Genomic DNA, 21,894 nt, shown 5'->3' with positions numbered 1-21,894 from the left:
GGTCCAGCGGAGTCAAAGGGTTCTGTGGGAACCTGTATGACGATGAGTTTTCGGTTCAGGAGCACCAGCCACGCGCTGACGGCTGCCCTCTTCGTCGTCGGCACGCTCGGTTGCGCGGTGGCCTTGGCGGCCACCTATCTGTTCTTCGTGCGCACCACCACCGGGCAGTTCATTGACGAGTCCGCCCTCGTGGAGGCGGTGCAGCTGTACGGCACCGCCGGAAAGGCGGCCACGCAGTTTCTGGACTGGCTGCCCGCGCTCTCCCTGCTGATCGCCACGCTGGTGGTCCTGGTGGTCACCGTGGTGAAGCGGCGCTGGGCGGCCGCGGGAATCGCCGTCGCCGCCGCCGTGGGCGCGAACCTGACCACCCAGCTGATCAAGAACCTGGTGCCGGACCGGCCCTACCGCGGGATCGAGACGCTGGAGCTGAACTCGCTGCCGTCCGGGCACACCACGCTGGCCGCCTCCGCCGCGGCCGCGGTGTTCCTGATGTCCTCGCCGCGTTGGCGGCCGCTTGCCGGGTTCCTCGGCGGGACCTTCGCCGTCGCCACCGGGGTCTCGACGCTGATCAACCAGTGGCACCGCCCGGCCGATGTCGTGGCCGCCTTCCTGGTGGTGGGCATGTTCACGCTGCCTGCCGGCTGGCTGGTGATGCGCACCGGCCCGCGGTGGAACGGCTGGGAGGGGTACAACCGGCACTGGGCCTCGGTGCGACTGTGGGTCGCCCTGCCGGTGCTCGCCGGGCTGGCCTCGGCGGTGGTGGCGGCCTACTCGCTGTTGAAGATCGCGCCCGGCCCGGGCCAGGAGGGCAGCACCACCAACTACTTCTGGGCGGGCACGGCGCTGATTGTCATCACCGGCTACCTCGCCACGGTGGCGGGCGTGTGGCTCTTCGGCCACGCCGCGCTCCGGCTGCGGCCGCGCCATCAGGGCACGCCGGGACGGCGGCCCGTTCAGTAGTTCCGGCGGTGCTTCAGCCGGGGAATGGTGATGGCGAAGACGATGGCGGCGGCGAAGCCCAGCACGCCCGTGGACGCCACGCCGGCGCCGAGTGACGCCAGGGCAGTGACGCCGGAGAGCAGCACGGGGCCGCCGGTGGACCCGGCGTCGGCCAGGAACCGCCAGATCCCCAGAAACTGTCCGCGGCCGTTGTCGGGCGAGAAGTCGGCGCCCAGGGTCATGTTCAGCCCGGAACTGATGCCGTTGCCGAAGCCGATCAGCAGCGAGGCCAGCAGCAACCCGACGAACCCGGCGCTCAGCGGGATCAGCAGCATCGCGGTGCCCATGATGAGCGTGGACGGGATGGCCACCCACTGCCGGCCCTTGCGGTCCATGAGCTTGCCGGCCGGGTAGAACACCAGCATGTCGATCGCGCCGGAGATGCCGTAGATCAGCGACGCCTGGGTCGCATCGAGGCCCAGGTGCTCGGACCAGAGCGGGATCACCACCTGCCGGGAGGCACGCAGCGCACTGAGCAGCAGCACACCCATGCCCACGGTGAGGAAGACGCCGGCGTGCGAGGCCGCGACGCTGCGCATGGTGGCCGCCTGCACGGGGGCGCCGTCGACGTCCGCGGCCGGGGTTTCGAGGTCGGGGATGGTCAGTGACAGGGCTGCCGCGGCGGCCATGCCGACCACGCCGGCCCAGTACGCGGCGGGGATGCCGCCGAACTGCATGACGGCGGCACCAATGAACGGGCCGATGAAGATGCCGATCCGGTTCACGCCACCCAGGCTCGACAGGGCGCGGGCGCGGAGGACCACCGGGACGGCCTCGGTGAGGTACTTCTGCCGGGCCAGGCTGAAGACGCTCGCCGCCATCCCGACCACCACCATCGAGCCGGCCAGCAGCCAGAGTCCGTGCGGGGCGAACGGGGCCATAGCTGCACCGACGAGGGCGATGGCGCTGGCGGCGGCAGCGCCGACGATCGCCCAGCGTTCGCCGAAGCGGAGGGTGATCACGGATGCCGGCAGGTTGAAGAACCAGGAGCCCAACCCGATCAGCGTGACGATCAGCGCGGCGACGGCCACGGAGGCGCCGAGGTCGCGGGCGGACAAGGCCACCACCGGCAGGATCGCCCCCTCGCCAAAGCTGAACAGCAGGGCCGGCCCGAACGCGGGAACGGCGATGCTGCGGAGGCTGAAGGGGGCGGTCTCTGTGCTGGTCATCCCCTTCATCCTAGGTCCGGGGCACCGGCCGGGAGGGTGTCCGGCGGTGTGTGACATCCGCCATGGAAGGTGTCCGGGCCCTCGGGCGCTTTAGCCGTCGAAGTGCGTGTGGACCTCGTGGGAGGTGACGCTGCCGAGGATGTCCGCGGCGACCACCCGCAGTTTCTGGTTGCGGTTGCTAGAGACGCTGGTGAGGATCCGCATCGCCTCGTCCTGGGAGCAGCGGTTCTGCGCCATCACCACGCCGCAGGCCAGGTCGATGGTGGTGCGGTGTTCCATGGCGGCCTGCAGGTCCTCGGCCCGGCCCTGCGCGGTGCCGATCCGGACGGCCAGCCGCAGCGCCCGGCCGGCGATGTCGGCCAGCCCGGCGGCCTCGGAGACCACCTCGGTGGTGAAGACGCCGGTGGCGGGGGCGAAGAAGTTCAGGGCGGCGGTGGAGTCATCGCCGATTTCGAGCGGGACGCCCAGGCTGCTGCGGCAGCCGTGGGCTGCCAACTGCTTCTGGTACTCCGGCCAGCGCGGGTCCGTCACGACATCTGCCAGCAGGATGACCTTCTTGGTCCGCAGCGCCTCGATGCAGGGTCCGTCGCCCAGGCTTTGCTCGATCTGGTCGAGTGCGACGGCGGTGCTGCTGGAGCCGGCCACGGTCATGGTTTTCCTGCGCCGCTGCAGCGTGACGCCGCATTCGATGTCGGTGCCAGCGAAGTGGGTCAGCGTCGACGCGGCGAATTCCGAGAGGCCGTCCAGGAAGTCCTCGACGGTTTCGGTTCCTGCAACAAGCTCCTGCAGGTGGGCGGTGGCGTCGTCCCCGACGTAGTTGCTCATGGCCTAAATGTAGCGGCTAAACGTACCCGTCCACGATTGCGGCTGCAATCTCCCGGTAGGCACGGCGGGTCTCGGGGCGCAGCGCGTCCAGGGTGACCAGGTCGCCGTCGGCCACGCCGCGGTCGTGCGGAACCGCGATCAGCTGCCGGCAGATGCCGGAGAGGTGGTCCTCGATGGCGTCCTTATCCACGCGGGAGGACACCTCGTCCTTGTCCGTGATGACCACAACGGCGTTGCGCGCCAGGTCCTCGTAGCCGTGGTCGGCAAGCCAGTGCAGGGTGCTGCGGGCCCGCTTGGCGCCGCTGACCGCGTAGCCGGCGGCGATGATGAGGTTGTCCGCGGACTGCAGGATCCCGCTCATGGCGTTATGGGTGACACCGGTGCCGCAGTCCGTGAGGGCCACGGAGTAGTAGCCGGAGATCAGCTTGCGGATGCGCAGGTATTCCTCGGCGGTGAGCGAATCGGAAACTTCCGGGTCCTGCTCGCCGGCGATCAGGTGCAGCCGGCCGGCGTGGTGCATGTAGCGGGCCAGGGCGGTCAGCGAATCGATCGAGTCGACGTTGCGGAGCAGGTCGCTGATGGTCCGCGGGGTCTGCTGCTGGTAGATCCCCTCGCCCAGCGCCCGTTCCACCAGGTCGCCGGAGTCCGGGTTGGCGTCGATGGCGCAGGGCGGATCGCCCCGGTATTCGGCCAGGGTCAGCCCGACGCCCACGGTGGTGGAGGTCTTACCGATGCCACCCTTGAGGCTCAGCACGGCGGTGTTGTAGCTGCCCTGCAGCTGGCGGGAGATGCGGCGGGCAAGCTCGTCCTCCTCGCGCTGCTTGGCGCTGGGGCCCAGGTTCAGGCTGCCGCCGGTGAGCTTGTAGAGCGCACCCCGCACGCCGCCGACGGGCCGGGGCTTCTGTTCGCGGACGAATAGGCCCGGGGAACTGATGAAGTCCGGAGCGGGTTCGCTCAAGGCCGCGGCGCGCAGCCCGGCGCGGGTGGCCCGTGCGGGCGGCGGCGGGACGGTGCCGGATTCCCTGGCGGGTTCGGCGGGGTGGAGTTCGTCCGCCTCGTCCAGGTCTGCCAGTTCCGCGGCCGGGGCTGCCGACGACGGCGGCGCGACGGGCTGGCGGGGCGTGGCAGGCTGCTGGGCGGGCTGTTCGGGTGCGAGCCGCCGGAAGGACGGCTGGCCGGCGTCCGGCTGCTGGGCGGGCTGTTCCGGGGCGGGCCGCTGGGCGGCCGGGACCTGCCGGATCACGGGGTTGGTGCCGGTGGCGGGGTTGCCGAAGCGCTCGTCGGCGGCTTCGGCGGCCTGGGCCCAGGAGCTGCTCCGGACCGGCGCCGGGCGGGCCGGCACGGTCGCGTCGTCGGAGGCGCGGGGGTTGATGACCGGCATGGTTCCTGTCCGGGCAGCGAAGTCGTCGTTATCGCCGCGACGAAGGTCGCGGCGGCGCCGGAGTTCAGGCTGTCCTGAGTTTTCAGCAGTGGCAGCTGAGTTGTCTTCCACCGGTTCGGGCATAAGTTGGTTTCTCCCCCAGGACCCGCAGCGGTGACCGTTGCGGCGCGTGTTGGAACTTCTTTCAAGGACCCAGTCTAGGTGCAGTAGTGCGCACCCTTATCTTCCGTCACTGCAGGACGGCCCAAACCGGCGCCGCGGAGGCTAGTGGTGGGCGCGGGTTTCCTGCAGCCGGCGTATGAACCAGCGCGACTGTTCGGGGCCGTAAGGCAGGATCGGGATGGCCTTGGTGGCGTCGTTGGGAGTCTCCCGGGTTGCTTGGGTAGCCTGCCGCACCGCGGTGCTCATGGTGTTCGCCATGGTCTTCACGAACTGGTCGCTGCAGGGTTCCCCGTGGCCCGGGATCAGGAACTCGTAGCGGTGCCGCAGGGCCGAGATGTGCCGCAGAGCGTCCGCCCATTCCTCGGGGTAGGAGTCCTCGAAGGACGGGTGGGCGCCCTGTTCCACCAGGTCGCCCGCGAAGAGGGTGGTGGACGAGCCCACCAGCAGGTCACCGTCGGTGTGGCCGCGGCCCAGGAAGAACAGGGTGGCGCTTTGGCCGCCCAGATCCACCAGAACGGGCTGGTCCTTCACGATCGCGTTCGGCACCACCAGTTCCACGGCGCCGCCCTCGGCGGCCGCCATCTCCGGTTCGGCGGCCGCGACGAGCCGGCGCTGGGCGTCCCCGTTCTCCTCGATCTCGGCCGCGCAGTTCTCGTGCGCCCAGAACTCGGTCACGCCGTCGTCCGCGAACACGGCGTTGCCGAAGAAGTGGTCGTAGTGGGCGTGCGTGTTTACCACCACCAGCGGCAGGTCCGTCTTTTCACGGACGGCGTCCAGGATTTCACGGCCCTGCCGGGGCCCGCCGCCGGTATCGATCACCATGGCACGTTCGGTGCCCACAATCAGACCCGTGTTGAGCAGCGATCCTTCGGTGGTCAGAACGTAGTTGTCCTGGCCGACTTCGAGCCATCGTGACATGAAATCTCCGTAGTCCGACGCTTGGCCGGCGTGGTTGGTGCGATGTTCAGGGCTCGATTCTACCCACCGGCGCTTAGAGATCCGCCAGCACGGCTCCCGGGTTTTCGATCGCGTCCGCGACGTAGCGCAGGAAGCCGCCCGCGGTGCCGCCGTCGCAGACCCGGTGGTCGAAGGTCAGCGTGAGCTCGGTGACCTTACGGACGGCGAGCTCCCCGTTGACCACCCAGGGCTTGTCGATAATCCGGCCCACACCGAGGATCGCCACCTCGGGGTGGTTGATGATCGCCGCGGAGCCGTCGACGCCGAAGACGCCGTAGTTGTTCAGCGTGAAGGTGCCGCTGCCCAGTTCCGCCGGGGTCGCCTTGCCCTCGCGCACGACGGCGGTGAGCCGGCGGATCTCGGCGTCCAGCCCGCGGGCGCTGAGCTTGTCGGCGTTCCGGATGGACGGGACCATCAGGCCGCGGTCCGTCTGCGCGGCGAACCCAAGGTTGATGCCGTCGAACGCCACGATCTCCTGGCCGGTTCCGCCGTCGGCATCGCCGGTGGTTACGATCCGGGTGTTCAGCTCCGGGTACTTCCTGAGCCCGGCGGTGACGAACCGGGCGATGAAGGCGAGCAGGCCAGGGGTGTGGTGCGGGTCGGCCTTCTTGAGGCCGGCGCGCAGCTCGACCAGCGCGGTCGCGTCCACGTCCACCCAGACGGTGGCCTCGGGGATTTCAGAGCGGCTGCGGCTCATGTTCACGGCGACGGCCTTGCGCACGCCGCGCACCGGCGTCCGGCCGGTGATGCCGAGCCCGGTCCGGGAGTCGGTCCCGCCGGCGGAGGTAATTTCCGGTGTTGAGACCGGCGCGGTCTGCGGTGCGGTCACGGCTTGCTGCTCGGCCGGCGCAGGCTTGATGGCGGCCTCGACGTCGCGCCGCATGATCATCCCGCTGGTCCCGGAACCTTGGAGTCCCCCCAAATCAACCCCATGGTCCCGGGCCATCCGCCGCACCAGCGGGGAAATCACTGCCCCCAGCTTCCCCGGCACCCGGGTCCGCATGAGGATCAGCTCATCGGCGGCCTTCTCGGCCTCCGAAACCTGAACAGCCCCGGCTTCGGCCCCGGAGGCCCGCTTCGGAGCCCGCGTCCGCCGGGCCACCCCATGCCCGCCCGGCGTCCCGTACCCAATGAGCACGTTCCCGGACCCGGCCTTCTCCTCCTCGCGGTAGGCCTCGGCCGCAGCGGCGGAAGGTGAGTCGCTTGAGGACGTCAAGGCGACGTCCCCGCCCGACCCAGCCGGCGCGGATGATGCCGCCCCGGGAGTGGCATCGGGCCTGTCGGAGCCGGGCGGCATGCTGCTTGCAGCAATGCCCCCCGGCGAAGGGGCGGGGGCGGCATCATCCGTGGCGGCCCCACGGGCCGAAACGGAAGCAGCACCCACCGGAGTCACGGAAATCAACGGCTTCCCGACGTCGAGCGTCTGGCCGGGCTCGCCGTGCAGCACGGCGACGGTGCCGGCGTACGGCGAGGGGACCTCGACCATGGACTTGGCGGTCTCCACCTCGGCGATGGGCTGGTCGACGCGGATTTCGTCACCGACGGCCACGAGCCAGTTGACCAGTTCGGCTTCGGTGAGGCCTTCGCCGAGGTCGGGCAGGAGAAATACTTTCGGTTCGCTCATGGTCAGTCTTCCCACTGGAGGTCGTCGACGGCGTCGAGGATGCGGTCCACGCCGGGCAGGTAGTAGTGCTCGAGTTTGGGCGCCGGGTAGGGCACGTCGAAGCCGGTGACGCGCCGGATCGGGGCGGCGAGGTGGTGGAAGCAGCGTTCCTGGACCCGGGCCACGATCTCGGAGGCGACGGAGGCGAAGCCGTGGGCCTCGGCGATGACGACGGCGCGGCCGGTCTTGCGGACGGAGGCGGCGACGGTTTCGTCGTCGAACGGGACGATCGAGCGGACGTCGATCACCTCGAGGGAGCGGCCCTCCTCGGCGGCGGCCGCGGCGGCGGCGAGCGCGGTGGGGACCGAGGGGCCGTAGGCAATCAGGGTGGCGTCGGTGCCGGGGCGGGCGACGGCGGCGCGGCCCTCGGAGGAGGTGCCGCGTGCGGCGTTGGCGTCGTGTTCGGCCCGGAGCGCACCCAGATCCACCTGGTCCTTGGACCAGTAGAGCTTCTTGGGCTCCATGAACATGACCGGGTCGTCGGAGTCGATGGCCTCGCGGAGCATCCGGTACCCGTCGGCCACCGTGGCCGGCGTGTAGACCTTGAGACCGGCGGTGTGGGCGTAGTAGGCCTCGGAGGAGTCGCAGTGGTGCTCGACGCCGCCGATGCCGCCGGCGTAGGGCACCCGGATGACGATGGGCAGCTTCAGGGCGCCCTTGGTGCGGTTGTGCATCTTGGCGACGTGGCTGACGATCTGCTCAAAGGCCGGGTAGGCGAAGGCGTCGAACTGCATCTCGATGACGGGACGCATGCCGTTCATCGCCATGCCAACGGCCATGCCCACGATCCCGGATTCGGCCAGCGGGGTGTCGAAGCAGCGGTTCTGCCCGAAGGTGGCCGTCAGCCCGTCGGTGATGCGGAAGACGCCGCCGAGCATGCCGACGTCCTCGCCGAAGACCAGAACGGAGTCGTCGGCGCGCATGGCGTCGGCCATGGCGGTGTTCAGGGCCTTGGCCAGCGTGAGGGGCTGGGGCCCGGTCTGCTCCGCTTCAACCGCGGCCTTCGCGGCGGCGCGGGCGGTGGCGGCGCTGACGTTGCCGTTGGCCTCGGAGGAGGTGGTGACGGTGGGGCTCATCGTGCGGACTCCTCGGAGGTTGCTGCGGCGTCGCGGGCCAGCTCGTCGGCGAGCTGCGCGGACTGTTCCTTCAGTTGCGGGGTGGGGGTGGAGAAGACGTAGGAGAAGAGGTCCTGCGGGTTCACCGGGACGTCCTCCCCCAGGCCCTCGCGGAGCTGGGCGGCGACCGCCTCGGCGCGGTCGGCGATCCGGGCGGCCCCGGCGTCGTCAAGCAGTTCGCGCTCCGTCAGGTAGGTCCGCATCCGGGTGAGCGGGTCCTTGGCCAGCCATTCGGCCACCTCACTGTCCTGGCGGTAGCGGGTGGCGTCGTCGGCGTTGGTGTGGGCCTGCATGCGGTAGGTGTGGGCCTCCACCAGCAGCGGGCCGGAGCCTTCGCGGGCCAGCTTCACGGCCCGGCCCAGCACGGCGAGCAGCGCCACCAGGTCGTTGCCGTCCACGCGCTCGCCGGCCATGCCGTAGCCCACGGCCTTGTGCGCGAGCGACGGCGCCACCGACTGGTGCGCCAGCGGCACGGAGATGGCGTACTGGTTGTTCTGGACGAAGAAGATCACCGGAAGGTGGAAGACGGCGGCGAAGTTCAGGGCCTCGTGGAAGTCCCCCTCGCTGGTGGCGCCGTCGCCGCACATGGCGAGGACCACGGTGTCCTCGCCGCGCAGCTTGGCCGCGTGGGCGACGCCGACGGCGTGCAGCAGCTGGGTGGTCAGCGGCGTGCACTGGATCCCGACCTTGTGCCTGGCCGGATCGTAGCCGCCGTGCCAGTCGCCACGGAACAGCGTCATGGTCTGGACGGGGTCCACGCCACGGGCCATCACGGCCACGGAGTCGCGGTAGGTGGGGAAGATCCAGTCACCCTCGGCGAGGCAGAGGGCGGCTGCCACCTGGCAGGCTTCCTGGCCGTGGCTGGACGGGTAGACGGCCATCCGGCCCTGCCGGACCAGGGCGGAGTTCTGGTCGTTGACCCGGCGTCCGACGATGAGCTCTTCGTAGGCGGCGAGCAGCTCCGCATCGCCGGGGAGTCCGTATTCGTGGCCGGGCTGCGCGCCCTGTTCGGTGTGCGCGTTCGGCGTCCCGTCCGGGCTCACCATCTGGATCGGGTGCCGGGCGGGCAGCATGTAATCCTCGACCGTGATCCCGAACTTGCGTACCGCCTCGCTGGCGGCGCTGCCCTGCCGGGTCTCGGATTCCTGTGCAGCGGAGTCCGCGGAGATCGTCATTGGTCCGTCCTTCTGTAGCCACTATTCGCACCAAGTATGCTTCCAAGGGCGCTTTCGTATCCACGCCCGGGCAAGATCGTGGAGACTTCATCTCAAACGGCTTACTCTTGAAGACAAATCGTAAGTGTGAGCTGGGTTACCGGCGGGAGTTGAAGACAAATGGCAGGAACCGAATCTGAGCAGGCGGTGCCGCTGGACGAGGTGGACCGGAGCATCATCGCCGAGTTGACCCGGGACGGGCGCATGTCCGTGACCCAAGTGGCCGAAAACGTGCACATTTCCCGGGCCCACGCCTACTCGCGCATCTCCCGCCTGACCGGCGAGGGCGTGCTGACCAAGTTCACGGCCCTGGTGGACCCCATCAAGGCCGGACTGAAGTCCTCGGCCTACGTGACGCTCAAGGTGCGGCAGCACTCCTGGCGGGAGCTCCGCGAGCTGCTGCGGGCCATTCCGGAGGTTCACCACATCGCGTTGGTCGGCGGGGACTTCGACGTCATCCTGCTGGTGCGGGCCGTGGACAACGTGGATCTGCGCCGGGTGATCTTCGACCAGCTGCAGTCCATGCCGGGGGTGCTGGACACCCAGACGTTCCTGGTCTTCGAGGACCTGGACACACGCTGACGCAGGAAGTGGAGGGAATCGCCGGCGGCCCGGGTCAGCCCTTGAAAACCGGGCTTCGTTTCTCCTGGAAGGCCAGGAAGCCCTCGGCGTAGTCCTCGCTCTTGCAGAGCCGGGCCTGCTCGGAATTCTCCTCCGCCATGGACTGCCAGAGACCCAGCCGCTGATCGCGGATGTGGGCCACCAGCTCCTTGCTGGCGGTGAAGGCGCCGGTGGGCCCGGCGGCGACCTTGGCAACGATGCCGCGGGTGGTTTCCAGCAGCTCCTCCGCCGGGAGCGCCCGGCTGAAGAGCCCCTGCGCCACCGCCTCGGTCCCGGAGATCAGCTCGGCGGTGTAGATCAGGTCCAGGGTGCGGTGCATCCCCAGCCGTTCGGTGAAGTACCAGTGCCCGCCGGAGTCCAGCGTGGCGCCAAGCTTGGCAAACGGCGAGCCGAACTTCGCATTCTCCGCCACGTACACCACGTCCGAGGCGAGCAGCAGTCCCAGTCCCACCCCCAGGCAGGCGCCCTGCGCTGCGGCGAAGGTGGGCGCCGGGAAGGCGCTCATCTTCTCCATCAGCGGCTGCACCAGGCCGCCGAGATAGGCCTCGGCGTCGTCGTTCGCGGGGGTAACACCGGCGATGTCCCGGCCCGCGCAGAATGCCCGGCCCTCGCCGCGAAGCAGCAGCGCCCGCACCTCGCCGCGCGCGGCGGCGGCCGCGGCGTCGTCGTAGGCCCGGTCCAGGTCCCGCAGTGCCTGCTCGTCGAGTGAGTTCAGCTTCTGCGGGGCGTCCAGGACGATCTCGGCGACGCCGTCGGCGATGGTCAGGGAAATCATGCGGCTCCTAGGCATGGAAGGGCAGACGGGGAAATGTGGCGGGTTTAGACGTCGAAGTCGACGGTGATACTGGGGGTGGTGGGGTGCGACTGGCAGGTCAGCACGTACCCCTTATCCAGTTCGTCCTGTTCCAGCGCGTAGTTCTCGTCCATCGTGACGGACCCCGTGACCACCTTGGCCCGGCAGGTGCCGCAGACGCCGCCGGCACAGGCGAAGGGGACATCCGGTCGGACCCGGAGCGCGGCGTTGAGGATGGACTCCCGGGCGTGGGTGGGGCTGGCCACCTCGCCCTGCAACCCGTCGAGGGTGAAAGTGATCTTGTACGTTTCCTGGGATTCGTCGGCCACCACCGGCCGGCCGATGTTGCCCTCGGGACGGTCCGGCTTGCCGGAGGTGAACAGCTCGAAGCGGATGTGCTCGGGCTTGACCCCGCGGGCGGCTAGGGTGTCGCGGCACAGCTGGACCAGTTCGAACGGCCCGCAGAGGAACCACTCGTCCACGTCGTCGGCGTGGATGGCGGTGCCCAGCAACGCCTCGAGCTTCTCGGCATCAATCCGGCCGCTGAGCAGCGGGGCAATCCGCTGCTCGCGGGAGAGCACGTGGTGCAGGGCCAGCCGGGACGGGTACTTGTCCTTGAGGTCCGCGAGTTCCTCGAGGAACATCACGTCCATGGCCGCCTTGTTGGCGTAGATCAGGTCGAACCGGGTGTCCGGGTGCGCGGCCAGCAGGGTCCGGGCGATAGCGATCACGGGGGTGATGCCGGAGCCGGCGGCGATCGCCACGAAGTTCCCGGCCTCGCCGGCGAGCTGCTCGGGGTTGTTCATGGACGTCATGACGTTCTGCTCCACGGCAGCCCCGTCCCGGCCGTGCTTTGAGACGAACGCGCCCATCGGGCTCATCACGTCCAGCACGTCCCCGGCCTTGAGCTCGGCGTTGGCCCAGGTGGAGAACAGGCCGCCCAAGTCCTTCTTGATGGCCACGCGGATCTCGCTGCTGCCGTCCGCGAAGCTGCGCGGCTCCGCGCAGATCGAGTAGCTGCGGCGGATCTCGTGCGGTTCGCCGGCGGCGTCCGGAAGGGTGGTGCGCAGGGCAACGTACTGTCCGGGCAGGTAGTCGAACTGGCCGGCGAGTTCGGCCGGGACGGCGAAGGTGACCTCGATCGCGTCGTCGGTGAGCCTGCGGACCTGGTCCACGGTCAGCGGGTGGAAGGACGCACGACGGCGGCCGGTGGCTGCCGCCGTCTCGGCGGCGGTCTGGCGGACAACGGTCATGGTTGCACCTGTTCCTTACAAGACTTTGAAGTAATCGAACGGTTCCTTACAGTCCTGGCAGACGTAGAGCGCCTTGCAGGAGGTGGAACCGAAGCGGGTGAGTTCCTTGGTGTGCAGCGAGGAACACTGCGGGCATTTCACGGCCAGGCTCAGCCGGACCGGGCCGGAGTGGCCGCCGGCGCGGGAATGGCCGGAGGGCGGGGCGATGCCATACTGCTCCAGCTTGGCCTTGCCCTCCTCGCTCATCCAGTCGGTGGTCCAGGCCGGGGACAGCACCAGGTCCACGTCGACGCGCGGGTACCCGGCGGCGTGGAAGGCCGCGGTGAGGTCGTCACGGATGGTGTCCATGGCCGGGCAACCCGAGTAGGTGGGCGTGATGGTGACCCGTACCGCCGGGACCATGCCGCCGTCGCCCGCGTCCGGTTCTTTCGCCACTTCGACATCCCGGAGGATGCCGAGATCGGCGATGGTCAGGACGGGGATTTCGGGATCGCAGACGGTCGCGGCAAGGTCCCAGGCCTTCTGCTCCGCGGACTTCGGGCTGGGGGCAGCGTCCGCCGTCGGGTGGCTGAGGTACATCTCGGCCATGGTTACCAGCTCGCTCCGGGATGCTCGCGGGCCAGGACCTGCATCTCGGCGAGCAGGTAGCCCAGGTGTTCGGAGTGCAGGCCGCGACGGCCGCCGCCGGGGGCGGGCTGGACCTTCGGGACCTCGAGTTCGGCCTCGGTCAGCACCTCTCCGGTCAGCCGGTCGAAGTCGGCGCGCAGGGTGGAGGGCTGGACGGAGACGCCGGCGTCGCTGAGCCGGCCGGTGAGCTCGTCGTCGCGGAACAATTCGTCCACGTAGGGCCAGACCACGGCCAGGCCGTGGAGCATCCGGGCCCGGGATTCGTCCGTGCCGAGGGCCAGGCGCAGCACCCACTGGGCGCTGTGGTCCCGGTGGTAGTCGACTTCCTTGACCGCCTTCGCGGCGATGCCGGCGATCGTGGCGTCGCTGGACTGGGCCAGCCGGCGGTAGAGCTCGAATTGGTAGTAGCTGACGGCGAACTGCCGGGCGATGGTGACGGCGAAGTCGCCGTTGGGCTGTTCGAAGAGCTGCACGGAGCGGAACTCGTGCTCGCGGCGGAAGTAGGCCAGGTCGTCCTCGCTGCGGCCGTCCAGGCCGCCGGCATAGGTCAGGAAGGAACGGGCGTGGCCCAACTGGTCCAGGGCGATGTTGCCCAGGGCGATGTCCTCTTCCAGCTCGGGAGCGCGGGAGATCCAGTGGCTCAGGCGCTGGGCGAGGATCAGGGCGTCGTCGCCCAGGCGCAAGGCCAGCTCGGCGGCATCCGCGTCCGGTGTGGCGGTGCCGCGGCTGACGGCGAGGGCGATGTCCTCGGGGCGGAGCGCGTTGCCGGGGGTGATGCGGGTCGCGCTAGCCATGCCGTCGCCGCCCGCGCCCGCACCCGCGACGCCGACGGAGATTTCTCCGTGGCCGACTGATTCTTCCGCAGGGGCGGGCGATGCCAGGGCGTTGGTGGCTGCTTCGGGGGTGCTCACAGGTGCTTCACGCCCTCGCTCTTGGTGTAGTAGGTGGCGTGCCGGTAGTCCTTGCCCTGGGGGGACTCGAAGAAGGAGCCCTTGGCGTCCGGATCGGAGGAGGCGATGGCCTCGGCCGGGACCACCCAGATGGAGACGCCCTCGTTGCGGCGGGTGTAGAGGTCGCGGGCGTTGCGCAGCGCCATCGCCGCGTCCGGGGCGTGCAGGGATCCCGCGTGGACGTGGGACAGTCCGCGGCTGGAGCGGACGAAGACTTCCCAGATCGGCCAGACGTTGCCTGCGTGGGGTTCGGGCGTTGTCATGCTGCGGCTTCCTTCTCTGCGTTCTTCTTTGCCTGCTTCTCGGCGTAGGCCGCTGCGGCCTCGCGCACCCAGGCGCCGTTCTGGTGGGCTTCGCGGCGCCGTTCCAGGCGCTGGGCGTTGCACTGGCCGCGGCCGGCGATGACCTCGTGGAATTCATCCCAGTCCAGCGGGCCGTGTTCCCATTTCTTCGTTTCCTCGTTGAAACGGATGTCCTTGTCCGGCAGGGTCAGGCCCAGGACCTTGACCTGCTCCATCATCATGCCGACGAAGCGGTTGCGGAGCTCGTCGTTGCTGAAGCGCTTGATGTTCCAGGCCATGGACTGCTTGGAGTTGGGGGAATCGTCGTCCGGCGGCCCGAACATCATCAGAGCCGGGGCGTACCAGCGGTTCACGGCGTCCTGGGCCATCTGCTTCTGCGCAGGCGTGCCGTGCGAGAGTTCCAGCAGGATCTCGAAGCCCTGGCGCTGGTGGAAGGATTCTTCCTTGCAGACCCGGACCATGGCGCGGCCGTAAGGTCCGTAGGAGGCGCGGCACAGCGGCACCTGGTTGGCGATCGCGGCGCCGTCGACCATCCAGCCGATCGCGCCCATGTCCGCCCAGGTACGGGCAGGGTAGTTGAAGATGGAGGAGTATTTGGCCTTGCCGTCCATCAGGTCCTGCATCATCTGATCCCGCGGCTGGCCGAGGGTCTCCGCGGCGGAGTACAGGTAGAGCCCGTGGCCGGCCTCGTCCTGGACCTTGGCCATCAGGATGGACTTGCGCTTCAGGCTGGGGGCGCGGGTGATCCAGTTCGCCTCCGGCTGCATGCCGATGATTTCGGAGTGCGCGTGCTGGGAGATCTGCCGCACCAGGGTCTTGCGGTACGCCGCCGGCATCCAGTCGCGCGGCTCGATCCGGGAATCGTCCGCCATCACCTTGTCGAAGTAGGCCTGGCCTTCGGCATCACGGCGGGCCGCGTCCTCGGGGCTCATTTCGTGCCGGCTCTCGAGCCGTGAATCGTGCCGTGCCGGCGAAGGCTCGGCGGGCACTGACTGCAGGGTCTGCGATGCCATGGTTACTCCTATGCGTTTCCGATAAATAATTACCGACCGTTCGTTCAGGATATGCGGAAGGTTCGGAGCGCGTCAAGCACCGGGCGCCGCGGTGCAGGCGTGTTTCCTGGCCGGACCGGGAGCCGGTGGTAGCGTCTGCTCCACGCGGACCGGCAGTGTGCCCGGGCCGTGAGGACCACTCCGTGGCGCCGGCAACGGGCCGCGGTGGAAGGGGGCGACGTGAACGACGACGTTCAGGGCGGACAGGGAGATCAGCCCGGCAGTACAGGTGGGGCCGTCGGCGCGGCTGCCGCGGGTACAGGGGCCGGTGCCGGGCCGGGCGCGGTTCTCCGACGGCGCCGCATCCTGCTGATCGCCGCCGCGGCCCTGCTGGTGGCGGTGCTGGCGGTGGCCGCCATCTGGTTGGGGCGTCCCCAGCCCGAGCCCGTCCGGCCCGCCGCGCAGCCGACCCCCACGCCGTCGCCGTCGGCCTCCCCCAGCCCTACCCCCTCCCCCACTCCCACGCCGGAGCCGCCGGCGACCGACCTCAACCTCCTGATCATCGGCAGCGACAGCCGGGTCAACGCCCGGGCGGACGCGGTCGCGGGCGCGCCGTCGGACCAGCGCGGCGACGCCCTGATCTTCGTCCACCTGCCCGCGGACCGGCAGCACGTCTACGGCATCTCCATCATGCGCGACCTCTGGGTGGAAATCCCGGACCACGGCCAGGCCAAGGTCAACGCGGCCCTGGAACTCGGCGGCATCGGCCTGCAGACCAGGACGGTCGAGGCCCTGCTGCAGACCCACATCGACCACACCGTGATGGCCGACTTCGAAGGGTTCGCCGCCCTGGCGGACGCCGTCGGCGGCATCGACGTGGACGTGACGCTGCCGTTCACCTCCACCCTGGAATCCGGCCACACGTTCACACCCGGGATCAACCACCTCACCGGCCCGCAGGCCCTGGACTTCGTCCGCGAGCGCAAAGCCTTCGCCGACGGCGACTATCAGCGGGTCCGGGACCAGCAGACCTTCCTCAAGGCGGTCCTCGCCAAGGCGGTGGGCAGCGGCGCCCTGGCGGACCGGGCCACGGCGCGCGCCTTCGTCACGGGCGTCCTGCCGCACGTCTCGGTCACCCCGGGACTTACCCTGGACACCCTGGAACGGCTCTCCTACAGCATGCGCGGCACCCCGCCCGGGAACACCGCCTTCTTCACGCTGCCGACGGCGGGAATAGGCACCAGCACGGACGGGCAGTCGATCGTGCTGCAGGACCCGGCGGCCACCGCCGAGGTGGCCGCCGCGCTGGCGGCCGGGACCCTGCCGGACTACATCGCCGCGCACGGTTTGCAGAACGGGAACTGACACCGGTCACGGGTAGATTGGGTCCATGACTGAGACTCCCGCCGCCGGCAGCCCGTCCGCCCCCGCCCAGGCCGCTCCGCAGCCGCCCGTCGCCCGGAAGCTTCCAACGCTCCGCACCCACCACGGGGATGTGTTCGAGGACAACTACGAGTGGCTGCGGGACAAGGAATCCGCCGAGGTCGTGGAGCTGCTGAAGGCCGAAAACGCCTACCAGGAGGCCGTCACCGCGCACCAGGAGCCGCTGCGCCAGGCCATCTTCGAGGAGATCAAGGGCCGGACCCAGGAGACGGACCTCTCGGTACCCAACCGCAAGGACGGCTGGTGGTACTACACCCGCTCGGTCGAGGGCAAGGAATACGGCATCCAGTGCCGCGTCCGCGCCCAGGACAGCGGCGACCCGGTGACGGACTGGACGCCGCCCGCCGTCGAGGTCGGCGTCGACATCCCCGGCGAGGAGGTCCTGCTCGACGGCAATATAGAGGCCGAGGGCAAGCCGTTCTTCTCCATCGGCGGCGCCGCCGTGACCATCGACGGGAACCTCTACGCCTACGCCGTGGACAACGCCGGCGACGAACGCTTCACGCTGCGGATCAAGGACCTGCGGACCGGCGAACTGCTGCCGGACGTGATCGAGAATGTCTTCTACGGGCTCTCCTTCTCCCCCGACGGCACCCGGATCTTTTACACCGTGGTGGATGCCTCCTGGCGGCCCTACCAGGTCAAGGCCCACGTCCTCGGCACCCCCGTGGCGGAGGACGAGGTGATCTACCAAGAGGACGACGTCGCCATGTGGCTCGGTTTCGAGCTCTCCGCGGACCGCCGCCACCTGGTCCTGGGCATCGGCTGCTCCGAGTTCAGCGAGACCCGGCTGCTGCGCTTCGATGACCCCGGCGCCGGCCTCACCACCGTCATCTCCCGCGACGAACGCATCCTCTACGAGGCCGAGCCGTTCCTGCTCGCCGACGCCTCCGGCGCCCCGCGCGAGACCATCCTGCTGACCCACAACAAGGACGCCATCAACTCCATGGTGTCCCTGGTGGACCCGGCCGAGCTCGCCAAGCCGGTCGCGGAGCAGCACTGGCAGACCGTCGTCGCCCACTCCGACGACGTCCGCGTCAACGGCGCCGGCGTCACCGCCACCCACCTGGTGCTCTCGATCCGGAAGGACACGATCGAACGCGTCCAGGTGGTGCCGCTGGCCGGGCTGGGCACGCCGGAGCAGGCCCCCGCCGTGGAACCGGCCTTCGACGAGGAGCTCTACACCGCCGGGGTCTCGGGCTCGGACTACGAGGCGCCGGTGATCCGGATGGGCTACACGTCCTACTTCACCCCCTCCCGCGTCTACGATTTCGTCCTGCCGACGCCCGAACGCCCCGCCGGCGAGCTGCTGCTGCGCAAGGAAAGCCCGGTGCTGGGCGGCTACTCCGCCGCCGACTACGTCGCCACCCGGGAATGGGCGGAGGCCTCCGACGGCACCCTGATCCCACTCTCGGTGCTGCGGCACGCCTCCGTGGCGCGGGATTCCAGCGCGGCCGGCGTGGTGTACGGCTACGGCTCCTACGAGATGAGCATGGACCCCGGCTTCGGGATCGCCCGGCTCTCGCTCCTGGACCGCGGGATCGTGTTCGTGATTGCGCACATCCGCGGCGGCGGCGAGCTGGGCCGGCACTGGTACGACGACGGCAAGAAGTTGCACAAGAAGAACACGTTCACGGACTTCATCGCGGCCACGGACTGGCTGGCCGGCTCCGGCTGGGTGGACCCGGCCCGGATCGCGGCGATGGGCGGATCGGCCGGCGGACTACTGATGGGCGCCGTCGCGAACCTGGCGCCGGAGAAGTACGCCGCCATCGTCGCCGCCGTCCCGTTCGTGGACGCGCTGACCACCATCCTGGACCCGGAGCTGCCGCTCTCGGCCCTGGAGTGGGAGGAGTGGGGCAACCCGATCACGGACCCCGAGGTGTACGCGTACATGAAGTCGTACACCCCGTATGAGAACGTCCACGCCGCCGCGTACCCGAAAATCGCGGCCGTGACCTCGTTCAACGACACCCGGGTGCTCTACGTTGAGCCGGCCAAGTGGGTGCAGCGGCTGCGGGAGGTCAACACCGGCAGTGAGCCGATCGTGATGAAGATCGAGATGGACGGCGGCCACGGCGGCGCGTCCGGCCGGTACGTGCAGTGGAAGGAACGGGCCTGGGACTACGCCTTCGTCGCGGACTCCCTCGGCGCCACGGAACTGCTGGCGGGGGCCGGGCTGAAGTAACCCGGCCGGGTGGTAGCAAAAATTCATCACCATGCTTACTATTGAGCGTCGTTAGGTGCCTTGGGGACACTGCCCGCTGGGGGCAGCAGAACCGGCGCCGGGAAGTGGAGCCAATCGTGAGCATGGAATCTGCCGCCAACGGACTGTCCGATGAGGAACTGATGGCCGAGGGCGCCACCGCGCTGCCTGACAAGGAAGTCGCCTCCGTCCTGGACCTCAATGCCGACCTCAACCTTGGCATCAGCGCCGCGGCGCCGATCGACCTCGGCGTCGCGGCGAACGCCAACGTGGCCGCCCCGATCGACGCCGCCGCCTCCGCCAACGTCCTCTCCTTCGGCTCCGGGTCCCAGGCCCTGGCCGATCAGGGCACCCTCATCACCCAGGGCATCACCGGCGATGCCACCGCGCACTCCGTCCAGGACAGCGGTATCGACCAGGGCACCGCCACCCCGACGGACACCACCGGCACGACAGACCCCGCCGGCACCACCGCCGCCACGGATCCGACCACCACCACGACGGCCGACCCGACCGCGGCCGGCGCCCTGAACGGCAACCTGCTCAACGTCGACGTCAACCTCGACGCGAACGCCGGCATCGCCGCGCCGATCAACGGCGCCGTGGCCGCCAACGCCAACGTCGCCGCCCCGATCGACGCCGCTGTCGCCGCCAACATCGGCTCGATCGACAGCAACGCGACCGCCGTCGCCCAGCAGGACGCCATCATCAACCAGGACATCAACGGCAATGCCACGGCCGGGGCCGAGCAGCAGTCCACCCTGAAGCAGTAATCGGTCCATGACTAGCGTGCAGGGCGGGCCGTCCACCCAGGACGGCCCGCCGGCTCCTGCCCCCGGCCCTTCCCCTTCCGCCGGTACCCTTCCGCCGCCAGCGCTGGCCGACGGCGTACAGCTCCTGGGCGAAACCAAGGGCTCCGGATATAAGCAGGCCCCTTCCCTGGTCCGGCGTGCCGACGGCCAGACCATCCAGCTGACCAGACTCCTCTACCTGGTGCTTGAGGCCGTGGACGGCCGACGCGGTCTCGAGGAGATCGCCGCCCACGCCGGGACGGCCGCGGGCAAACCGATCAGCGCCGCCAACGTGCGGACCCTGGTCGATCAGCAACTGCTGCCGCTGGGGCTGTTGCGGCTGGCGGACGGCTCGCAGCCGGAGGTCCGCAAGGCCAACCCGCTGCTGGGCATGCGGTTCCGCTATTCGGTGACGGACCCCGAACGCACCCGGAAGATCACGGCACCCTTTGCCACCCTCTTCAACCCGCTGATCGTCGTGGCGGTGACCGCCGCCTTCCTGGCGATCTGCTGGTGGCTCCTCATGGTCAAGGGCCTCGCCTCGGCCACGCACGAGGCCTTCGCCAACCCCGGGCTGGTTCTGCTGATCTTCGTGGTCACCGTCCTGTCCGCGGGCTTCCACGAGTTCGGCCATGCGGCCGCCGCCCGCCGCGGCGGCGCCACACCCGGGGCCATGGGCACCGGGCTGTACCTAATGTGGCCGGCCTTCTACACCGACGTCACCGATTCCTACCGGCTGGGACGGGCCGGCCGGATCCGCACCGACCTCGGCGGCCTCTACTTCAACGCCATCGTCGCGGTGGCCATCATGGGCATCTGGTGGGCCACCGGCTTCGACGCCCTGCTCCTGGTGGTGGTCACCCAGATCCTGCAGATGGTCCGCCAACTCATGCCCATGGTCCGCTTCGACGGCTACCACATCCTTGCGGACGCCACCGGTGTGCCGGACCTCTTCCAGCGGATCAAGCCCACCCTGCTGGCCCTGATTCCCTGGCGCAAAACCGACCCGCAGGCGCAGCTGCTCAAGCCCTGGGCCCGCGCCGTCGTCACCCTCTGGGTCCTCGTCACCGTCCCGCTGCTGGTCTTCAGCCTGGTCACCATGGTCCTCACACTTCCCCGCGTGGTGGGCACCGCCTGGGACAACGGCGTCAAACAGCAGGCCGCACTCGCCCACAGCCTGGCAACCGGCGACCCCACGGACGCCGCCGTGCGGGTCCTCGCACTGGTCTGCATCGCACTGCCCGTGGCCGGCATCCTCTACATCCTGATCCGGCTGGGCCGGCAGCTCGTCACGGGGCTGTGGCAGAAGACCCGCGGCAAGGCCTGGCAGCGCGGCGTGGCCCTCGCCGCGGTCGCCGCCGTCGTGGCAGGCCTCGCCTGGGCATGGTGGCCCGCCGGGGGGACCTACCGGCCCGTCCAGCCCTACGAACGCGGGACGCTGACCGACGCCACTACCGCCATCTTCCCCACCGCCACCGGGCGCGACCTGAAGCAGGGCCAGGCGGGTCGGACCGTGGCGCTCTGGCCGCAGGGCGCCCGCAAGCCCACCCGGGAAGAACCGCAGCTGAGCATGGTGTTGGTCCCCAGGGCTTCTGCGACGTCGCCCGGGGCCGCGGGCGCCACCGCACCGGCGGCGGCGCCGTCGTGGGTGTTCCCCTTCGATAAGCCGGCCGCCCCCGACGATGGCGGCAACCAGGCCCTCGCCGTGAACACCACGGACGGATCTGTCGTCTACGACGTCGCCTTCGCTCTGGTGTGGGCCGACGACGGCGCGGACGTCCTGAACACCAACGAGGCCTACGCGTTCGCGAGCTGCAAGGACTGCGCGGCCGTGGCCGTGGGATTCCAGGTGGTCCTGATTGTGGGGCAGGCCGACGTCGTGGTGCCGCAGAACCTCTCTACCGCCGCGAACTACAACTGCGTCCGCTGCCTCACCTATGCCCTCGCAAACCAGCTGGTCCTGACCCTCGACGGACCACTGAGCGCCGATGGCACGGCCAAACTGAACGCGCTCTGGCAGCAGATCGCCGACTATGGCCGGAACCTGCAGAACGTGCCGCTCTCGGAGATCCAGGGGACGCTGGAGGGCTTCAAGAAGCAGATCATGGACGTGGTCCAGGCCGACCCCAGCGCCAAGCCGCGCGGGGCAACGGCTACGAGTACCCCCACTCCGGGTGGGACCGGAACCGCGACGGCGCCGGCAACCGCTTCGCCGGAGGCCCCGCAGACGCCAACAACCGGCGCCACGGAGCAGCCCGCTCCGGGTACGACGGCCGCGCCCGGACCGGCCGAAACGACCGTCCCGGATGCCACGGTCTCGTCCGAGCCCAGCCAGCCGGCCGGCGGCGCCGTCGCACCCGCCCCGGTTGCGACGTCGGCCGCCCCTACGGGCACAGCCGCACCGTCGCCGTAAGGGGCTGAGCACGGGACC

General features: G+C 69.7%; 19 protein-coding genes. 6 read left to right on the top strand and 13 right to left on the bottom strand.

The window, feature by feature from the left end:
- Positions 1-36 precede the first annotated feature (36 nt).
- Positions 37-960, top strand: coding sequence for a phosphatase PAP2 family protein (locus ACFVY3_RS01120; RefSeq protein WP_400158483.1), 924 nt, complete (start codon positions 37-39; stop codon positions 958-960).
- Here ACFVY3_RS01120 and ACFVY3_RS01115 read toward each other — a convergent pair.
- The 7 genes from ACFVY3_RS01115 to ACFVY3_RS01085 all read right to left on the bottom strand — a co-directional run bounded on the left by ACFVY3_RS01115 (position 954) and on the right by ACFVY3_RS01085 (position 9,446).
- Positions 954-2,168 carry an MFS transporter gene (locus ACFVY3_RS01115; RefSeq protein WP_400158482.1) on the bottom strand — a complete coding sequence of 405 codons (1,215 nt, stop codon included), beginning with the start codon at positions 2,166-2,168 and terminating at the stop codon, positions 954-956. The two genes, ACFVY3_RS01120 and ACFVY3_RS01115, sit on opposite strands and share 7 nt — an antisense overlap.
- 90 nt (positions 2,169-2,258) lie before the next feature.
- Positions 2,259-2,993 carry a GAF and ANTAR domain-containing protein gene (locus ACFVY3_RS01110; RefSeq protein WP_364133653.1) on the bottom strand — a complete coding sequence of 245 codons (735 nt, stop codon included), beginning with the start codon at positions 2,991-2,993 and terminating at the stop codon, positions 2,259-2,261.
- Positions 2,994-3,009: 16 nt separating this feature from the next.
- The gene (locus ACFVY3_RS01105) at positions 3,010-4,374 is read right to left on the bottom strand and encodes a MinD/ParA family protein (protein WP_400158481.1); all 1,365 of its coding nucleotides are present in this window, start codon (positions 4,372-4,374) and stop codon (positions 3,010-3,012) included.
- A 264-nt stretch (positions 4,375-4,638) separates the two neighbouring features.
- Positions 4,639-5,454, bottom strand: coding sequence for an MBL fold metallo-hydrolase (locus ACFVY3_RS01100; protein WP_400158480.1), 816 nt, complete (start codon positions 5,452-5,454; stop codon positions 4,639-4,641).
- 73 nt (positions 5,455-5,527) lie between these two features.
- Complete coding sequence (locus ACFVY3_RS01095; protein WP_400158479.1) at positions 5,528-7,117, bottom strand: dihydrolipoamide acetyltransferase family protein; 1,590 nt, start codon at positions 7,115-7,117, stop codon at positions 5,528-5,530.
- A 2-nt stretch (positions 7,118-7,119) separates the two neighbouring features.
- On the bottom strand, positions 7,120-8,232 hold the full coding sequence (locus ACFVY3_RS01090; protein WP_290256071.1) for an alpha-ketoacid dehydrogenase subunit beta: 1,113 nt from the start codon (positions 8,230-8,232) through the stop codon (positions 7,120-7,122).
- The gene (locus ACFVY3_RS01085) at positions 8,229-9,446 is read right to left on the bottom strand and encodes a thiamine pyrophosphate-dependent dehydrogenase E1 component subunit alpha (RefSeq protein WP_400158478.1); all 1,218 of its coding nucleotides are present in this window, start codon (positions 9,444-9,446) and stop codon (positions 8,229-8,231) included. The genes ACFVY3_RS01090 and ACFVY3_RS01085 overlap by 4 nt, the downstream gene beginning before the upstream one ends.
- A 159-nt stretch (positions 9,447-9,605) precedes the next feature.
- On the opposite strand from ACFVY3_RS01085, the gene ACFVY3_RS01080 reads away from it, so the two are divergent.
- A complete protein-coding gene (locus ACFVY3_RS01080; RefSeq protein ID WP_290256073.1) occupies positions 9,606-10,067 on the top strand; it encodes an Lrp/AsnC family transcriptional regulator in 462 nt (153 codons plus the stop codon).
- A 34-nt stretch (positions 10,068-10,101) separates the two neighbouring features.
- Here ACFVY3_RS01080 and ACFVY3_RS01075 read toward each other — a convergent pair whose 3' ends face one another.
- Genes ACFVY3_RS01075 through paaA form a run of 6 tightly spaced genes read right to left on the bottom strand, consistent with a single transcriptional unit; the run spans position 10,102 to position 15,044 of the window.
- Complete coding sequence (locus ACFVY3_RS01075) at positions 10,102-10,881, bottom strand: enoyl-CoA hydratase/isomerase family protein (RefSeq protein ID WP_364133664.1); 780 nt, start codon at positions 10,879-10,881, stop codon at positions 10,102-10,104.
- Positions 10,882-10,925: 44 nt separating this feature from the next.
- Positions 10,926-12,152, bottom strand: coding sequence for a 1,2-phenylacetyl-CoA epoxidase subunit PaaE (paaE, locus tag ACFVY3_RS01070; protein ID WP_400158477.1), 1,227 nt, complete (start codon positions 12,150-12,152; stop codon positions 10,926-10,928).
- A 15-nt stretch (positions 12,153-12,167) separates the two neighbouring features.
- On the bottom strand, positions 12,168-12,731 hold the full coding sequence (gene paaD, locus ACFVY3_RS01065) for a 1,2-phenylacetyl-CoA epoxidase subunit PaaD (protein WP_400158700.1): 564 nt from the start codon (positions 12,729-12,731) through the stop codon (positions 12,168-12,170).
- 11 nt (positions 12,732-12,742) lie between these two features.
- Positions 12,743-13,660 carry a 1,2-phenylacetyl-CoA epoxidase subunit PaaC gene (gene paaC / locus ACFVY3_RS01060; RefSeq protein ID WP_400158699.1) on the bottom strand — a complete coding sequence of 306 codons (918 nt, stop codon included), beginning with the start codon at positions 13,658-13,660 and terminating at the stop codon, positions 12,743-12,745.
- A 26-nt stretch (positions 13,661-13,686) separates the two neighbouring features.
- Positions 13,687-13,992 carry a 1,2-phenylacetyl-CoA epoxidase subunit PaaB gene (paaB, locus tag ACFVY3_RS01055; RefSeq protein ID WP_290256078.1) on the bottom strand — a complete coding sequence of 102 codons (306 nt, stop codon included), beginning with the start codon at positions 13,990-13,992 and terminating at the stop codon, positions 13,687-13,689.
- The gene (gene paaA, locus ACFVY3_RS01050) at positions 13,989-15,044 is read right to left on the bottom strand and encodes a 1,2-phenylacetyl-CoA epoxidase subunit PaaA (RefSeq protein WP_364133669.1); all 1,056 of its coding nucleotides are present in this window, start codon (positions 15,042-15,044) and stop codon (positions 13,989-13,991) included. Before paaA ends, paaB begins: the two co-directional genes overlap by 4 nt.
- A 219-nt stretch (positions 15,045-15,263) precedes the next feature.
- Between paaA and ACFVY3_RS01045 the strand changes: the two genes are divergently transcribed.
- The 4 genes from ACFVY3_RS01045 (at position 15,264) to ACFVY3_RS01030 (ending at position 21,876) form a co-directional block, all read left to right on the top strand.
- On the top strand, positions 15,264-16,388 hold the full coding sequence (locus ACFVY3_RS01045; RefSeq protein ID WP_400158476.1) for an LCP family protein: 1,125 nt from the start codon (positions 15,264-15,266) through the stop codon (positions 16,386-16,388).
- A 25-nt stretch (positions 16,389-16,413) separates the two neighbouring features.
- Positions 16,414-18,654 carry a S9 family peptidase gene (locus tag ACFVY3_RS01040; RefSeq protein WP_400158475.1) on the top strand — a complete coding sequence of 747 codons (2,241 nt, stop codon included), beginning with the start codon at positions 16,414-16,416 and terminating at the stop codon, positions 18,652-18,654.
- Between the two features lie 122 nt (positions 18,655-18,776).
- Positions 18,777-19,445: a peptidoglycan-binding protein gene (locus ACFVY3_RS01035; RefSeq protein WP_290256479.1), complete on the top strand. Its 669-nt coding sequence runs from the start codon at positions 18,777-18,779 to the stop codon at positions 19,443-19,445.
- Positions 19,446-19,452: 7 nt separating this feature from the next.
- Positions 19,453-21,876 (top strand): hypothetical protein, encoded by a 2,424-nt coding sequence (locus ACFVY3_RS01030; RefSeq protein WP_400158474.1) that lies wholly within the window; start codon positions 19,453-19,455, stop codon positions 21,874-21,876.
- Positions 21,877-21,894 lie beyond the last annotated feature (18 nt).

The organism is Arthrobacter sp. BPSS-3 (assembly GCF_044628475.1).
Lineage (GTDB): Bacteria > Actinomycetota > Actinomycetes > Actinomycetales > Micrococcaceae > Arthrobacter.
The sequence above is the reverse complement of the archived record's forward strand: the minus strand, read 5'-3'. Positions and strand labels throughout refer to the sequence as shown.

What these genes read in the sequence shown, in the direction of transcription:
- ACFVY3_RS01080 (WP_290256073.1), top strand. Translation starts at nt 9,606, where the DNA reads ATGGCAGGAACCGAATCTGAGCAGGCGGTGCCGCTGGACGAGGTGGAC.
- paaA (WP_364133669.1), bottom strand. Translation starts at nt 15,044, where the DNA reads ATGGCATCGCAGACCCTGCAGTCAGTGCCCGCCGAGCCTTCGCCGGCA.
- ACFVY3_RS01105 (WP_400158481.1), bottom strand. Translation starts at nt 4,374, where the DNA reads ATGCCGGTCATCAACCCCCGCGCCTCCGACGACGCGACCGTGCCGGCC.
- paaD (WP_400158700.1), bottom strand. Translation starts at nt 12,731, where the DNA reads ATGTACCTCAGCCACCCGACGGCGGACGCTGCCCCCAGCCCGAAGTCC.
- ACFVY3_RS01110 (WP_364133653.1), bottom strand. Translation starts at nt 2,993, where the DNA reads ATGAGCAACTACGTCGGGGACGACGCCACCGCCCACCTGCAGGAGCTT.
- ACFVY3_RS01075 (WP_364133664.1), bottom strand. Translation starts at nt 10,881, where the DNA reads ATGATTTCCCTGACCATCGCCGACGGCGTCGCCGAGATCGTCCTGGAC.
- ACFVY3_RS01115 (WP_400158482.1), bottom strand. Translation starts at nt 2,168, where the DNA reads ATGACCAGCACAGAGACCGCCCCCTTCAGCCTCCGCAGCATCGCCGTT.
- ACFVY3_RS01085 (WP_400158478.1), bottom strand. Translation starts at nt 9,446, where the DNA reads ATGACGATCTCCGCGGACTCCGCTGCACAGGAATCCGAGACCCGGCAG.
- ACFVY3_RS01040 (WP_400158475.1), top strand. Translation starts at nt 16,414, where the DNA reads ATGACTGAGACTCCCGCCGCCGGCAGCCCGTCCGCCCCCGCCCAGGCC.
- ACFVY3_RS01090 (WP_290256071.1), bottom strand. Translation starts at nt 8,232, where the DNA reads ATGAGCCCCACCGTCACCACCTCCTCCGAGGCCAACGGCAACGTCAGC.
- paaB (WP_290256078.1), bottom strand. Translation starts at nt 13,992, where the DNA reads ATGACAACGCCCGAACCCCACGCAGGCAACGTCTGGCCGATCTGGGAA.
- paaE (WP_400158477.1), bottom strand. Translation starts at nt 12,152, where the DNA reads ATGACCGTTGTCCGCCAGACCGCCGCCGAGACGGCGGCAGCCACCGGC.
- ACFVY3_RS01030 (WP_400158474.1), top strand. Translation starts at nt 19,453, where the DNA reads ATGACTAGCGTGCAGGGCGGGCCGTCCACCCAGGACGGCCCGCCGGCT.
- ACFVY3_RS01100 (WP_400158480.1), bottom strand. Translation starts at nt 5,454, where the DNA reads ATGTCACGATGGCTCGAAGTCGGCCAGGACAACTACGTTCTGACCACC.
- ACFVY3_RS01120 (WP_400158483.1), top strand. Translation starts at nt 37, where the DNA reads ATGACGATGAGTTTTCGGTTCAGGAGCACCAGCCACGCGCTGACGGCT.
- ACFVY3_RS01095 (WP_400158479.1), bottom strand. Translation starts at nt 7,117, where the DNA reads ATGAGCGAACCGAAAGTATTTCTCCTGCCCGACCTCGGCGAAGGCCTC.
- ACFVY3_RS01035 (WP_290256479.1), top strand. Translation starts at nt 18,777, where the DNA reads ATGGAATCTGCCGCCAACGGACTGTCCGATGAGGAACTGATGGCCGAG.